This is a genomic window from Paenibacillus oenotherae (genome assembly GCF_019443105.1).
Taxonomy (GTDB): domain Bacteria; phylum Bacillota; class Bacilli; order Paenibacillales; family Paenibacillaceae; genus Paenibacillus_Z; species Paenibacillus_Z oenotherae.
This window is the reverse complement of sequence record NZ_JAHZIJ010000023.1, coordinates 44,726-57,257: the sequence shown is the minus strand read 5'-3', so window position 1 is coordinate 57,257 and position 12,532 is coordinate 44,726. Positions and strand designations below refer to the sequence as shown.

11 protein-coding genes are annotated in these 12,532 nt (G+C 43.9%); 1 reads left to right on the top strand and 10 read right to left on the bottom strand.

Annotation, left to right across the window (positions count from 1 at the left end; translation table 11 throughout):
• Positions 1-5 precede the first annotated feature (5 nt).
• The 10 genes from K0T92_RS21825 to K0T92_RS21780 form a co-directional block, all read right to left on the bottom strand.
• Positions 6-719 (bottom strand): thioesterase II family protein, encoded by a 714-nt coding sequence (locus K0T92_RS21825; protein WP_246628353.1) that lies wholly within the window; start codon positions 717-719, stop codon positions 6-8.
• A gap of 8 nt (positions 720-727) precedes the next feature.
• Positions 728-2,359, bottom strand: coding sequence for a cyclic peptide export ABC transporter (locus K0T92_RS21820; RefSeq protein ID WP_219874612.1), 1,632 nt, complete (start codon positions 2,357-2,359; stop codon positions 728-730).
• Between the two features lie 371 nt (positions 2,360-2,730).
• The gene (ilvE, locus tag K0T92_RS21815; protein ID WP_425517677.1) at positions 2,731-3,615 is read right to left on the bottom strand and encodes a branched-chain-amino-acid transaminase; all 885 of its coding nucleotides are present in this window, start codon (positions 3,613-3,615) and stop codon (positions 2,731-2,733) included.
• A gap of 29 nt (positions 3,616-3,644) precedes the next feature.
• On the bottom strand, positions 3,645-4,760 hold the full coding sequence (hppD, locus tag K0T92_RS21810) for a 4-hydroxyphenylpyruvate dioxygenase (RefSeq protein WP_246628351.1): 1,116 nt from the start codon (positions 4,758-4,760) through the stop codon (positions 3,645-3,647).
• A gap of 32 nt (positions 4,761-4,792) precedes the next feature.
• Positions 4,793-6,157 carry an FAD-binding oxidoreductase gene (locus K0T92_RS21805; RefSeq protein WP_219874610.1) on the bottom strand — a complete coding sequence of 455 codons (1,365 nt, stop codon included), beginning with the start codon at positions 6,155-6,157 and terminating at the stop codon, positions 4,793-4,795.
• 401 nt (positions 6,158-6,558) lie between these two features.
• A complete protein-coding gene (locus K0T92_RS21800) occupies positions 6,559-7,254 on the bottom strand; it encodes a response regulator transcription factor (protein ID WP_219874609.1) in 696 nt (231 codons plus the stop codon).
• On the bottom strand, positions 7,232-8,749 hold the full coding sequence (locus K0T92_RS21795) for a sensor histidine kinase (protein WP_219874608.1): 1,518 nt from the start codon (positions 8,747-8,749) through the stop codon (positions 7,232-7,234). Before K0T92_RS21795 ends, K0T92_RS21800 begins: the two co-directional genes overlap by 23 nt.
• A gap of 15 nt (positions 8,750-8,764) precedes the next feature.
• A complete protein-coding gene (locus K0T92_RS21790; protein WP_219874607.1) occupies positions 8,765-9,514 on the bottom strand; it encodes an ABC transporter permease in 750 nt (249 codons plus the stop codon).
• Positions 9,507-10,250, bottom strand: coding sequence for an ABC transporter ATP-binding protein (locus K0T92_RS21785; RefSeq protein ID WP_219874606.1), 744 nt, complete (start codon positions 10,248-10,250; stop codon positions 9,507-9,509). The genes K0T92_RS21790 and K0T92_RS21785 overlap by 8 nt, the downstream gene beginning before the upstream one ends.
• Positions 10,251-10,333: 83 nt before the next feature.
• A complete protein-coding gene (locus tag K0T92_RS21780) occupies positions 10,334-11,254 on the bottom strand; it encodes a hypothetical protein (protein ID WP_219874605.1) in 921 nt (306 codons plus the stop codon).
• Positions 11,255-11,487: 233 nt separating this feature from the next.
• Between K0T92_RS21780 and K0T92_RS21775 the strand changes: the two genes are divergently transcribed.
• Positions 11,488-12,456, top strand: a complete 969-nt coding sequence (locus K0T92_RS21775) for a YihY/virulence factor BrkB family protein (RefSeq protein WP_246628346.1) — start codon at positions 11,488-11,490, stop codon at positions 12,454-12,456.
• The last annotated feature ends 76 nt before the right edge of the window (positions 12,457-12,532 follow it).

Sequence of the window (12,532 nt, the reverse complement as noted above, 5' to 3'; positions counted from 1 at the left end):
CGAAATCACCGGATTCCAATGAATTTATATTGGGATAAAGATCCATTAATTAAGTCAGTAACCTTTGGGATATGGTCAAAAATAAAAAAGTGACCGCCTTGGAACTCGTGATATCGACACTCTTTCTCTGTATGTTCGCTCCATGCGTGAATCTTGTTAATGAATTTCTCTTCATTTCCGTATAAGACGCTTATATTCGTCCGCAGCTTTGCTGAAGGAGCTTCGTAAATGTATTGCTCCGAAATTTTAAAATCATTGCGAATAATCGGAAGGAACAGCTCCACCAGTTCTTTATTCTCAAAAAAATCAGCAGGCGTCCCCTGTAATTCTTTCAACTCTCGCATAAACTCTTCATCATCTAAGTTATGCAAATTTTTTTCCTTTTTCCGGTGGTTTGGAGCGCTCGACCCTGATACAAAAAGATGATCAGGCTGACGCACACCGCTCTGACTCAAGCTGTGAGCCGCTTCATAACTTAATAAAGCGCCCATACTGTGCCCCCATATGGCATAAGGAGTATTTGGCTTCAAGCAAGAAACAATCTGCTGCTGCACATCGTCCACCGCTTCTTTGATCGTCGAATAGAAAGGAAGATTGAAGCGGTTGCCGCGACCTGAAAGCTCTATCGGAACAAGCTCAATCCAAGACTCCAAGCAATCGCTCCACTTTTTGTAAACTGCGGCAGACCCGCCTGCGTAAGGAAGGCAAAATAATTGCATCCGATTCACTAATGTCCCTCCGCCCCAACACCTTCTAATACTTGCAGCTTCAATTGTCCGAATTCCATCTTTAAATGATGGTCGGCCATATGGAAATAATGTTCATCATGAGTGATGGCAATTACACATTTTCCTCTTTGACGCAATTCCGGCAGAAGCTCATAATAAAAGAATTTCCGGAATTCCGGATCTTGGTCCGCTGCCCATTCATCAAACAAGATAATAGGAGCATCCTCCATATAGCTGATTAATAATGCGAGTCTCTTTCTCTGTCCGGTTGAAAGAGCGACTGTACTGAATTTCCCATGATCCACCGTTAGCTTCGTATCGATTTGAAGCAGCTTCAAATACTGATCCAATTGTTGCTTCTTCTCTTGATAAGAGACGCCATATAATTTTTCGAACAAATAAAAATCGCTAAACACAGCAGTAAACTGTTCACTTAAATATTTTTGAGAAACAGGCATCCCATTAAACGTCACATAGCCTTGATGCGGTGTGTACAAGCCTGTAATAATTTTGGCCAAAGTAGACTTGCCGCTTCCATTTCCACCTGTAATGAATGTAATTTCACCTGAACGAAACTCGCAATTGACAGGCCCTATTGAAAATGGAGTATCCTCTTCGTTCTCGTATTCATAACCGACATCGTGCAGCTGAAGACGAATGCTGGCAGGCACCGCTTCTATCTCATCCTCGCGTTCCTGTTCGTTCACTTTAATATTTTCAATTTGTTCAATCGTCTCTTTAATACGCGCCCAGCTTATTCTCATCATCACCACTTGTGGAATGCTGTTCAGCAGGGATGAGATCTGGCCATTAATGTATAGGAAAATCAATAAGTAACTAAGCAAAAATGCCGGCTCTAGTACAAATAGAAGCGGAAAAATAAAAATAACCATTCCAATTATGGAGAATGTAAGCAGTTCTCCTATAAGAAACACATTGGTGAACCGATTCTCACCTCGGACACGCGTCTCAAAATTAATCTGGCAGCTTTGCAATATATCGTTCTGAAAATCAGCCCTTTTAGCCTTTTTCATGCTCAGTTCTTTGTAACCGTAAATTAAATCATCAATATATTTATAAAACAGATTTTGAATGTCACGATTTTTTGTCCAATCTTTCCCTGCTCTTCGCGAGGTAATATAATAGAAGGCTATGGCAATTCCAAATACTGCTACGGATACGAGCAATGCGGTAATATTTAATGTAGCCAAATAAAGCAGGCTAACGAGAAGAGTGACGCTGTTCCGTATAATGGATACCGCTTCACCCGCGAAACGACTTATCGTTTCCGTGTCATGATTAAGACAAACTCGAATGTTCCCTTTATCGACCTTCTCGATCTTTTCATAGGAGGCATTCAGCAGCTTCTCTATTAAGCTCGTTCTTTTTTCCAGAACGATCCGATTCGAGATTTCCGTCAGTTTAATACGTACAACTCTGCCTCCGTAAAGCGAGGCGAATATGGCAAACAGAAAATATTCCACCCATCCAGCCGGATCATGTTGCACTGCTTGGTTTAATACAACAATGATGAACGCCCCTCCAAAACCGCTTAAAACGCTCAGCAAAGTAATCGCAATCAGCTTTGAATTCCTCTTGGCTGGAAAAGCGAGATCCAGCAGCAGGTACACATAGAGCAGTGTACCGGCAGTCGTCAATAAGCTCGTGGACTGCTCGATCCAAGCTTCAGAGCCCTCAAATATCGGCGAGACAAGGGGAATTACAGAGCTGGCATCCTGCATACACCAAATAAATAATGCAAAATAGATGACTCCCATTAACAAATGAAAAAGCATCGTCTTAATCGCTACTGGAGCCATTTTCTCTCGTTTGGAACGAGATATCTCGATTGCACTCCACAGAGAGCAACCAGATAATACGACTATAATTACACTTAGAACAGCCTCCAAATAAGTCGACACAAGAACGATATCCCCCTAATAATCTTAAGATTAGCTTGAAAAAATGAGAGAAAGCCGTCAGCTTCCTCTCCAAATTAACATTAGTGTTGCGCAGTGTGGATTTCTGAACCGAGAACAAACATTTTATAAGTCTGATAGAGACGTCTTGTGTACTCGCCAGGCGTTCCGTTGCCGATTACTCGACCGTCTACTTTCACTACCCCGATAATTTCTGCAGCCGTTCCCGTCATGAACACTTCATCCGCAGTATAAATATCATGGCGAGTAACGGTTTGTTCTTTTACAGTTATACCCATGCCGGCAGCCAATTCCATCACCGCATTGCGAGTTATGCCTTCCAGTGCACCTTGCGAGCAAGGAGGCGTACATATAATTCCGTTCTTTACGAAAAACACGTTTTGAGTGGTGCCTTCTGCAACAAAACCTTCCGTATTTAACATCAAACCGTCTTGTACGCCAGCATTAATAGCTTCTATTTTGACAAGCACATTGTTCAAATAATTCAAGGATTTTACTTGAGGACTCAGTACGTCGGCTCTATTTCTTCTAGTCGGCACCGTAACAATCTCGATCCCGCTGTTATAGTACTTTTCCGGAAAAGCATCGAACGCAACCGTAATACAAATAAATTGAGGATCCTTGCAAATGAACGGATCCAGACTGAATCCGCCACCCTCGCCTCTCGTAAGAATAAGACGGATATACGCGGTCTCCAACTTGTTTCTGCTCAGCGTTTCCAGCACAATATTCTCAATCTGCTCTACGGTATAAGGAACAGGCAGCAGCAATGCCTTGGCAGAATCAAACAGCCGCAAGACATGCTCCCTTAACCGAAATACATTTCCGCTGTAAGCCCGTATCCCTTCAAAAATGCCGTCCCCGAATAAAAAACTATGATCATAGATTGAAATTTTCGCATCTTCCTGACGTACATATTCCCCATTAATAAAAATCCAATTCATCATTTTCAAATCCCCTTGTCAAGTAATATTTCTTATAAATTCCCTCTCAGCGCCTGCTCCCTCTCAACTGCTTCGAATAAAGCTCTTATATTCCCGTTGCCAAAGCCTCGCGATCCTTTTCTTTGAATAATTTCAAAGAAAAGCGTGGGCCTGTCCTGTATTGCCCGCGCAAAAATTTGCAACAGATAGCCTTCGTCATCGCGGTCTACCAATATCTTCAATCGGTGCAGCTTGTCAATCGACTCATCAATATTTCCTACACGATCAGGCAACATATCGTAATACATGTCAGGCGTATATAAAAATTCAGTTCCACTCATCTGCAAATTATCTACTGTCTCCAAAATATTGGATGTCAGTAAAGCGATATGCTGTACGCCAGCACCTGCGTTATACTCTAAAAACTCGGTAATTTGCGATTTCTTCTTCCCTTGAGCCGGCTCGATAATTGTCATCTTGACTTTGTCTGTACCATTCTGAAGAATTTTTGTCATTAACGAGGAAGTCTGTGAACTGACCTGATCTTTGCTAAATTGTTGGGACATCGCGAATCCGAATACGCTTTCATAATATTCAATCCATTCCTGATTCTGTTCCACGCAAATCGCTAAATGGTCAAAGCGTGTAATTCCCGTCTTAGGAGTAATGTATTTCCCCTTAACCGCTTCAAAATTCGGGAGCATCGTTCCTGTATAGTTATGTTTTTCGATCAAAGTATGTATCGTTTCACCGAATGTCCCCAGCACTGCACGTTTAATCTCACCATGCTCATCTTTTACCGTATTAGGCTCTTCAATAGCGATCCCGCCGTTAAGTAGCGCATTGCGATAGGTTTCCTCCACATCATCTACCAGTAGAGCGATATCTTTAACGCCATCCCCTCTTTTATTAACAAAATCAGATATGAAATGATTAGAACTGTAAGCGGCACTCAAAATTAGCCGGGCGTCTCCTTGCTGCAAATAATAAGATGTCTTCTCGCGGTTGCCGGTCTCCAATCCGCTGTACCCGATAATCTCGAAACCGTACAGTTTGCAAAAATAGAAGGCCGATTGCTTCGCATTGCTTGTATACATCTCAATGTATTCAATATCTATAACATCTACGGCACTTGCTTTCTCAAAACGGTTCTGCACGTGGTAACTCAAAACGAACACCTCCATACTGTATGTAAACGAATTTATATAATCTTACCTGGATTCATAATATTGTTAGGATCGAACATCTTTTTGATAGATTTAAATATGGCTATCAAATCTTCATGCTGCTTATGCATAAATGGTATTTTCCCAATACCAATGCCATGTTCCCCGGAACATGTTCCTTCGTGACTTAACGCATAGTCAACAATCGCCCCATTAATGGACTGCAACTTCCTCAAATCATCCTTATTCATCGGATCAACCCCAAAAACAGCGTGGAAGTTGCCGTCTCCCACATGTCCCATTATGGCTCCCGCAACCCCGTATTCGTTCATAATTTCTCTTGTTCGCTGGATCGCTGACGGCAATACGGAGAGCGGTACGCAAACGTCCGTCGCCATCAGCCTTTTCCCCGGATTTATTGCCATAATTGCCATTGCCGCTTCATGCCTGGCCATCCACAATCGTTCCCGCTGTTCTTTATCCGACGCATACTCGATATGAACGCAGCCTTGCAACTCCAACTCCTTTTTAACTACATCCAAATCGTTCATAACCGTATACTCTTTTCCGACCAATTCTATAAACAACTGAGGAATCTCAGGGAGATCCATTTTTTTATATTGATTAATAGCATTAATAGTTCGCTCGTCGACAATCTCGACACAGCCGATCGCCAGACCGTTTTGCATCATTCCTGCAACAGCTCGGCTTGCCGCCTCGAGACTCTCAAATCCGGCGGTCAATGTAGCTGTAAATTCGGGCAATGCATATACTTTCAAAATAATCTCTGTAATTACGCCCAAAGTACCTTCTGATCCAGTAAAAAGACCGGTCAAATTATAACCTGCGGATGATTTCAAAAAGGCACCTCCTGTACGGATCACTTCTCCGCTGGCCAGTACAACCTCCAGTCCTAGGATTTGATCTTTCATAGCCCCGTACCGAACGGCTGTCGTTCCACTTGCATTCGTTGCCACCATGCCGCCTAACGTAGCATCTAATGCCGGATCAACAGGAAAAAATAAATTGTAAGGCTTCAAAGCTTGATTCAGCTGATTTCTTGTCACACCTGGCTGAACCTTCACAAAAAAATCATTTGGCCTAATCTCCAAAATTTTGTTCATTAAACTAAGATCCATACTGATTCCACCTAGGATGGGGATAACCTGACCTTCGACAGAAGTTCCAAGACCAAAAGGAGTTACCGGAATTCCTTTTTCTGAAGCAAATACAACTACCCCTTTAACTTCTTCTGTTGTAATTGGAAATACAACAATATCAGGGGTTAAAACGGGATGATAGGAAGATTTATCCTTACCATGATGTAACAAATCATCCTGTTTAGTACTCATTCTTGTGCAATCTGGAATAACTTTAATTAGATCTTTTAATTCTCCCATATTATTTCTCCATATTAATTGATAAAAACCTTTTTTTAGAATATCACAGTTAATATGTCGAAGTCTATCGAACTATATTAATTTTTCCTTTAAATCTTTCTATTTGGATTAATAGACTAAATTTTGTCGATTTTCAGTATAATTAGGAACTGACAGAATGGAAAGATGACGGATAATTTGCGGTCTATATTGATGCGCTTTAGGTAGATGGAATATGATCTTTATGGGTGATTATTTTAAAGTAGCCCAACAAAAAACGAGCCCACATTGCATCTGAACTCGTCTATATTATAAATTATTTAATTATTAATTTTAATAAATACATTTATTACTTTTTTTCATTATATAAGCCAGATTAGGTGAATCTTCTTGGATTAGCAAGTAATCGTCGTGCGACTCCGTTACAAGTTAAATCGATAACCAACACCCCAGATTGTTTCGATGAATTGGGGTTTGGAGGGATTTTGCTCAATTTTCTCTCGGAGCTTGCTTATATGAACGGTAACTGTAGGCAGATCACCGAGGGAGTCTAGTCCCCATATGCTTTCGAATAGCTGCTCTTTCGTAAATACGCGGTTCGGATTCGACGCCAAGTGAAGCAATAAATCGTATTCTTTCGTAGTAAATACAACTTCCCGTTCTCTTACGTATACTTTTCTCGGAAGCTTATCGATTACGAGATCCCGAATGCGAACCTGTTCTTGTTTCCTTTTATGCGACTGGTCACCTGTCAATCGCTCGAATCGAGCGAGATGGGCTTTCACTCTTGCGACTAACTCGCCAACGCTAAAGGGTTTGATGATGTAGTCATCAGCGCCTAAACCGAAACCACGGATTTTGTCTACTTCTTCTTTCTTTGCTGATACCATGAGAATAGGAACGGTACTATGCTCGCGGACCTGCTTGCATATCTCGTAACCATCCACGCCAGGGAGCATCAGATCCAGAATGATCAAATCAACCTTTTCATTCATGGCGATTTGCAGACCAACGTCACCGCTCGTTGCAATGTTTACCGTATAGCCGCTTGCCTCCAGATAATCTTTTTGCACTTCTGCTATAACTGTATCGTCCTCAATGATTAGTATTTTTTTCATGACGTTCACCTTTATGCCCTTCTGGAGTAAGTAATGTAAAGCTGATTGCGGTTCCTTCACCCAGGGTGCTCTCAGCCCATGTTCTGCCCCCATGCTCCTCTATAATTTGTTTCACAATAGCAAGACCAAGCCCTGTGCCGCCCGTATCTGTATTTCTGGCGGACTCCGCTCGATAAAACCGGTCAAATATATAGGGAAGCGCATCAGCATTAATTCCTCTTCCGCTGTCTCTAATCGATACCGTCGCTTCTTCTCTGCTGCCACTGAGCTCGAACTGTATGATTTTCTCAATTGTGTCCATATGCTTGATACTATTGTCCACTATATTCGCGATCACTCTGCCAAGCTTCTCACGGTCAGCCATGACATATACCGGCTCATTACAATCGCTAACCAATAAGAAGCGGATTTCCGAATATTGCGGATGCAGTCGAAGCTCCTCCACATAATTGTTCAAGAATCCGCGAATGTCCGTCTGCTCGAAGTAGAACGGGAGCCGCTTTAAATCCAGCTTCGAGAATAGGAATAACTCATCTATTAACCGATTCATGTGAGAGGCCTTCTTATGAATCATATCGATATATTTAAGCTGCATCTCCGGAGAATCGGCAATGCCATCCTTCATTCCTTCCGCGCATGCCGTTATCGCTGCTATCGGAGTTTTCAAATCATGCGAGATATTCGAGATCAATTCTTTCCGATTCTCTTCAAACTGCAGCTGAATCCCAATCGAATCCTTGAGCCTGACTCTCATTTCTTCAAAAGCATCACTTAATTGGCCAAACTCGTCTTTTCGGACAAGCTTCAGATTATAGTCAAGATTGCCCTCCTTGATCTGCTGCGCTGCCCGTTTGAGTGCGTATAACGGTTTAATAAAGCTGCGAGACATGAGATAGGTTAATCCCCCATTTGTTAATCCCACTACTAGCAGTACGAATAGAATGATAAATGGAAAGCTGATCATAAGCATCTCGCTCACTCGATCCTCAGCCAATACGTACAGTATACCTTTGCTATTATCCGCGAAAGTCAATTCATGCACCGTTACCATATAATCAACGCCGCCAATATCAAAATGATCTGCCTCAATATAGCCATAGACAGGTCGTTTCTTTTCTATCGTCTTCAGCTTGTGCTCAAGCTCCCCCTCATTCAAGAACGATGAAGCGAATGTTAATGAGCCGTCAATCTCAACTGCAAGACCAGTTTCCGAACCATCTAGTTCTTGATCGGTCTTCTTCAGAAATGAAGCATCCCGAAAGCGTTCCGGCTCGTGTTTGGAGAAGAAGGCTAGCCCTGATGTCCATTCTTCCTGCTTCTGCATCATTTCTTGCGCTTCCCTCACGCTTTCGAAATCACCTATGATCCTGATGAGCGGATTCATTTTGTCCTTCATAATCAAAGACAAGATGATAACAACGGTAAGTATAAAAATAATCGCAGGTACAATAATCATTGCGAGATAGGAAAGCAGCAGCTTCAGCCGGATGGACATGGGAATTCTCCTAGTTTAGTATTGTCTTCTGGCAAATTGCAACAAACCTGCCATGTACACTATTATACTGCACGATAACAGAAAGACGAAGACACTGAATAGTTTCATGAATGAAACACCGTTCCCTAACCACATGCTGTACCAATCCGTATAAGCAAAGGGCGACCAGACAGAAGCTTGTGGAAGGAGGTAAGGCAGCAGCTTGAGTGCCCCGTAAATGGCAATACATAAGATGATGGCTGTCGTACTGCTTTGAAACCACTGCGCCACTAGTGCAGCAAAGATCGCCACAACAGCCATCGGGACCAAGGCTACCATGTACGCAGCTGCTCCATCCCATATTCCGGACAAGCTCCAGCTGTTCTCGAGAAACAGACCCGACAAGAGCGAGGCCAACCAGCCTCCTGCAAGTGTGATAATGGCAATAACAATCAAGGAAATGACTTTGGAAGCAAAAATTTTCGACCTTGTAATCGGTCTTACAAGAACGATCTTCATTGTTCGTGCTGCCGATTCGCCTGAGAATGAATCTGCGGCGGTCATGAACAAGTAGAGCGGAAGCAGAATTGTCGTCAACAGGCCAAGCATGATGAGCGGGAAGTCTGTTCCGATAATTGCCGAAATGCCCATGCTCACCTGCACGTTAGCAATTAACCAGGCAAACCCCACAGGCAGGAGTACAATGGCCAGCAGGAACCATTTGGTCTTGCGATGCAGCCACCATTTGTGCATTTCATTACGGATATTCGCAGTTAAGCTAAACATGTGCTGCCCCCTCCTTGAATGGCTGAATCGCGGACAGATAATACTGCTCCATCGTTTGTCCTCCCTCTAGTAGCTCTCCGATTTCCCCTTGCCCAATCAACTGTCCTCCAAAAAGAATCCCAATCCGCGTGCAAATCAACTCCATCTCGCTCATCATATGGCTGGAGATAATGAAGGTCATGCCCTGATGCTCGGCCAGGTGAAGAATGACATTTCGCACCGAGATGATTCCCTCAATATCAAGACCGTTCGTCGGTTCATCCAATATGATCAGCTTGGGATTGCTTATCAGTGCTGCCGCCAGCGCTAACCGCTGCTTCATGCCCAGGGAATATCCGCTTACCTTTTCATGGCCGTATGCTTTCAATCCTACTAATTCCAATACTTCTTCAATCCGGCCGCTCGGCAAATCGTTATAAAATCGGCTTGCCAGCTTCAAATTCGCATACCCGCTCATATACTCGTATGCATCCGCAGTCTCAATGACACAACCAACCTTAGCCATCGCCCCTTCAAACTGCTCTGAAATAGAATGGCCAAAAATGTGGATGGCTCCCTCGTCTGCAGTACAAAGACCTGTCATAATCTTGAGCAATGTCGTCTTGCCCGAGCCATTAGGGCCGAACAGGCCAAATATCTCTCCTTTATTAACGGAGAGGCTAACATCGCGCACGCCTCTACCATTCTTGTAGGTTTTGGATATATGGGCTATTGTCATCGCTGCTTGCTCTGTCATTATTATCCCCTCATTCATAAACCATCAGAGCCAGACACTGTGGTGCAGCATCCGGCTCCCTTGGCCGATTTGGTCGTTGTATCTTAGTGATGCTTTCTCTCTTTCCATGCTTTCGGATCGATAGCTTCAACTTTTTTGCCCTGCAGATCGATCTCTTCGGCTACCGTACCGTTAAAGTTAGTAAAATCCGCTTTGAAAGCGACCTTCACTTCATGTGCCTGCCCTGCCTCATCCTTACCGGTAACTTCAATTTCAAAGGCCTGATGCTCCAATTGGTTGTCTTTATTGATCGTGGCATCTATATTTACTGCCTCAATTCGAATATCCTCTGTCAGATCCGGTATTGCGGCATCGAATTCTTCACCGAACAGCTGCTCTTTGAATGAATTGGAATTATTGTCATCCGCGTTGAACTCCTTATGCTCACCCGCAAACTTGATCATTAGCGATCCGGCAGCATTGACGATTGGCGGCAATTGATTGCCCGACATATGCAAGGAAACCTCCTGCTTCCCGTCGGCTCCTTCTTCAAGACTGATCTGCTGCTTCAAATTGCCGACCAGGGCATCAATGACATTCTCAATCTCCTCTGGCGCTTCCCATTTCTCTCTTTCCATTCGCTCTATTTTCCGGCTATTTTCTTTCGTATCCAAGGTGTAATACGTATCATCCGCACTGTTCTTGACGATCACCTGGTCTCCTTGGTGATAAACCTGCAATTGGCGGCTATCGGTGCCGTTGTTTATGGAGAAATTAGCGTTAGTGCCCTCTCCTTCCTCATCCAGCTTAATATTTGCTTTTGCATCCAGGACGCTCTTGCCATTATCCGTGACTGACAGGGCGAAATCTGTCGTTACACTGGAGATGTTGTCACTGTTCTTCAACGCTGATTTGTAAGCCTCATAACCGGACGTGCCTGCACTAACCGTGAAGCCGCTGACTACCAGCAATACTGCGCTTGCAGCTACCGGGATGCCGAAACTCAACCATTTTTTCTTATTCATCTTCTATTCCTCCACCTCATCTATTTTTGAAAACTTCCTTTTGTTTCCTGAAGCTTTCTGATATCAGAATAATCCCTAACTCTAAACTGCTCGTTAATGAAATCTAAAAAAAGCATAAAATTTGCAAACAATCCAGGCTAATGCTGCCGAGCTTGCTGGCGAACCTTGAACCTCCCCACGGTTAATTCATGACGCGAAGGGGTATTAACGTGATAAGGAAGGAGGCCGCAATTATGCCTAAGCCACGTACACCCTTTAAGAAACGATCCCTCGATTTCGCTCAAAATCTTTACTGCCGATTCCAGGATGATGAGGTTCCTGCTATGGGAGCGCAGTTGACCTACTATCTGATACTTGCATTCTTCCCGTTTCTGATCTTCGTCATCGCGGTTCTCAGCTTCACTGACCTCAGCATCCAGAATGTCATCGCATACATTCAGCTTGTTCTGCCCGAGATGTCTGCTTCCACAATTACGGATGCTTTCGCGGAGATTCAGGAATCCCGCAGCGGCTCCCTGCTCTCCTTCGGCCTTCTGATTACGCTATGGTCTGCGTCCAACGGCATCAGCGCGGTGATGAAGGCGCTCAACAAAGCGTACGATGTGGAGGAATCACGGCCGTTCTGGAAGGTCAAATCAATCTCGCTCGCATTCACGATCGTATTGGCTGTCGTTATCGTATGCAGCTTTGTTATGCTCGTATTTGGCAGAGTGATAGGAGACTCCCTGTATAAGTTCTCTCGTCTGCCCGGCAGCTTCGATCAAATCTGGGCAACCGGCCAGTATGTGCTGCCCATTCTTATGATGATTGCCGTGTTCGCTTCGCTGTATCTGTTCATTCCGAACCTGAGTTTGAGGTTCAAGGAGGTCATTCCGGGGGCGGTCTTCGCCACATTCGGCTGGATAACGATCTCGCTGCTGTTCTCCTTCTATGTAAACAATTTCGGCAGCTATTCCAAGACCTATGGAAGCATTGGAGGGATCATCGTACTGCTGACATGGCTGTATTTGTCCAGCATCATAATCGTGCTTGGCGGTGAAATAAATGCGGTACTGCATTTCGACAGAAATGGCATTCACAAAAAACCATGCAAGCAGTTCGCACTGTCACTGCCCTTTCTGGGCAAAAAAAAGAAGAACCACGAAGGCTCTTCTTCCCATTCTTCAAGTTCGCCAAAAATAAATCCGCCGATCCAGCAATAGACTTGCTGCTGGTGGCTCGTGGCTCGCGGCTGGTGACTTGTGCCTGGTGACTTGTGGCTCGTGCCTGGTGACTTGT

What these genes read in the sequence shown, in the direction of transcription:
- K0T92_RS21825 (WP_246628353.1), bottom strand. Translation starts at nt 719, where the DNA reads ATGCAATTATTTTGCCTTCCTTACGCAGGCGGGTCTGCCGCAGTTTAC.
- ilvE (WP_425517677.1), bottom strand. Translation starts at nt 3,615, where the DNA reads ATGATGAATTGGATTTTTATTAATGGGGAATATGTACGTCAGGAAGAT.
- K0T92_RS21805 (WP_219874610.1), bottom strand. Translation starts at nt 6,157, where the DNA reads ATGGGAGAATTAAAAGATCTAATTAAAGTTATTCCAGATTGCACAAGA.
- K0T92_RS21800 (WP_219874609.1), bottom strand. Translation starts at nt 7,254, where the DNA reads ATGAAAAAAATACTAATCATTGAGGACGATACAGTTATAGCAGAAGTG.
- K0T92_RS21795 (WP_219874608.1), bottom strand. Translation starts at nt 8,749, where the DNA reads ATGTCCATCCGGCTGAAGCTGCTGCTTTCCTATCTCGCAATGATTATT.
- K0T92_RS21790 (WP_219874607.1), bottom strand. Translation starts at nt 9,514, where the DNA reads ATGTTTAGCTTAACTGCGAATATCCGTAATGAAATGCACAAATGGTGG.
- K0T92_RS21785 (WP_219874606.1), bottom strand. Translation starts at nt 10,250, where the DNA reads ATGACAGAGCAAGCAGCGATGACAATAGCCCATATATCCAAAACCTAC.
- K0T92_RS21780 (WP_219874605.1), bottom strand. Translation starts at nt 11,254, where the DNA reads ATGAATAAGAAAAAATGGTTGAGTTTCGGCATCCCGGTAGCTGCAAGC.
- K0T92_RS21775 (WP_246628346.1), top strand. Translation starts at nt 11,488, where the DNA reads ATGCCTAAGCCACGTACACCCTTTAAGAAACGATCCCTCGATTTCGCT.